Source organism: Fictibacillus gelatini DSM 15865 (genome assembly GCF_000430745.1).
Taxonomy (GTDB): domain Bacteria; phylum Bacillota; class Bacilli; order Bacillales; family Fictibacillaceae; genus Fictibacillus_A; species Fictibacillus_A gelatini.
In genome coordinates, this window is the sequence record NZ_AUMP01000079.1 from 1 (window position 1) to 1418 (window position 1418).

The window sequence follows — 1418 nt, forward strand, 5'->3', positions numbered from 1 at the left end:
TAGGGGTCAATTCTAGCAGATTGACACCCCGCATCATACCAAGAGGGCTCTTTTTGTTCAAGTCCCCGAAAACCTTCTAACAGGAATGCTCCTTATAAACCCCTTCCTATTTTGCAAGGAAGGGGTTATCCATTACTTCTTTAATGAACCGAATTCAATTGTTACAGGGGTAGGAGTCGGCGCACAACAAAGCGACATATCACGGGGGTCACCAGCTGATTCAAACTCTGAGTCCTCTTTGGTAAAGAAAATCTCCCAAGCGTTTCCGTCTGGGTCGTAAACCCAAACTTTATCCTGAACAGCGTAGCAACAAGTCGTTCCCATTTCGTCAATGGTTAGAAGCCCTGCTTCTTTTAGCCGTTCGCCCATAACTAAAACTTCTTCTGTGTTATTAACTTGAAAGCCCAAATGGTTTAACACTCCCTTTTTCTCAAAAGGGCGCACATTTAGCGAGAAGTGTAAAGCTGGGTCTTCCAATTCGAACTTAGCGTAGTTGTCTTTTACCTTTGTGGGTTCAGTCCCAAAAAAACTACGATAAAACTGTAAGGAAGCTTCTAAATCAGAGCAATTTACAGCTACGTGCATTCTTTTAATCATTCATATCCTCCCCAGACTTATTTGCCTTCTTTAACGAACTGCTCAACACGGGATTTAATTGCATCACGAACTTTGCGGAACTGTTCTTTAATTTCTTCCTCTGTTCCTGTTGCTTTCGCAGGGTCATCAAATCCCCAGTGCCACTTGATTGCATTTGGATTGTTCACTACTGGGCAGTTATCCGCTGCGTGACCACATAAAGTAATGATATAATCAGCTCGTTTTAAAATTTCTGGGTCGATTATGTCAGAAGTATGATGGCTGATATCTACTCCTGCTTCTTTCATTGCTTCAACGGCACGTGGATTAAGCCCGTGAGCTTCAAGCCCTGCACTTTTAACTTCGTATTTGTCACTACCAAGAGCATTTAAGAAACCGTGTGCCATTTGACTTCTGCAAGAATTTCCTGTGCAAAGAAAGTACACCAATTTTTTGTTATCCATTTTTCATTCTCCTTTTTCATTTTTTGGATTATTTAATAACAGCATTTGTTCAACCTTACTTAATAAATCTTTTAAGCTAAAGGGTTTGTTCAAAATATCCATTGCGTCAACACAAGAACACTGTTCTTGATTAAACGATGTGGTCAAAAACAATATAGGAACATCGATTCCCTTGTTTCTTATTGTTTCACAAAGCTTTAAACCGTCTACATCTCCAAGTTGAACATTGATAATAATTAGCCCGAATTCATTTGGGTTATTATGTTTTAGAAATTCCTCTCCAGTTGTCAACCTCAGTTGAAAATTCCCCAAAAATGCCGTTTTAAAATTCCCCATTATTAACACAAAAAGCTCTATCTTTCTATGGTATCACTTCCT

3 protein-coding genes are annotated in these 1418 nt (G+C 39.4%); all 3 read right to left on the reverse strand.

Annotated features, from left to right (window positions below; genetic code table 11):
• Window positions 1-132: 132 nt before the first annotated feature.
• The 3 genes from H538_RS0118145 to H538_RS24360 are packed head-to-tail and all read right to left on the reverse strand — an operon-like array spanning window position 133 to window position 1376.
• Window positions 133-597: an ArsI/CadI family heavy metal resistance metalloenzyme gene (locus H538_RS0118145; RefSeq protein ID WP_026678787.1), complete on the reverse strand. Its 465-nt coding sequence runs from the start codon at window positions 595-597 to the stop codon at window positions 133-135.
• 17 nt (window positions 598-614) lie between these two features.
• Window positions 615-1040, reverse strand: coding sequence for an arsenate reductase (thioredoxin) (arsC, locus tag H538_RS0118150; RefSeq protein ID WP_026678788.1), 426 nt, complete (start codon window positions 1038-1040; stop codon window positions 615-617).
• 3 nt (window positions 1041-1043) lie between these two features.
• A complete protein-coding gene (locus H538_RS24360) occupies window positions 1044-1376 on the reverse strand; it encodes a response regulator (protein ID WP_154658026.1) in 333 nt (110 codons plus the stop codon).
• Between the last annotated feature and the right edge of the window lie 42 nt (window positions 1377-1418).

Bases quoted from the DNA above. Each gene is read 5' to 3' on its own strand.
- H538_RS24360 (WP_154658026.1), bottom strand. From the start codon at position 1,376: ATGGGGAATTTTAAAACGGCATTTTTGGGGAATTTTCAACTGAGGTTG.
- arsC (WP_026678788.1), bottom strand. From the start codon at position 1,040: ATGGATAACAAAAAATTGGTGTACTTTCTTTGCACAGGAAATTCTTGC.
- H538_RS0118145 (WP_026678787.1), bottom strand. From the start codon at position 597: ATGATTAAAAGAATGCACGTAGCTGTAAATTGCTCTGATTTAGAAGCT.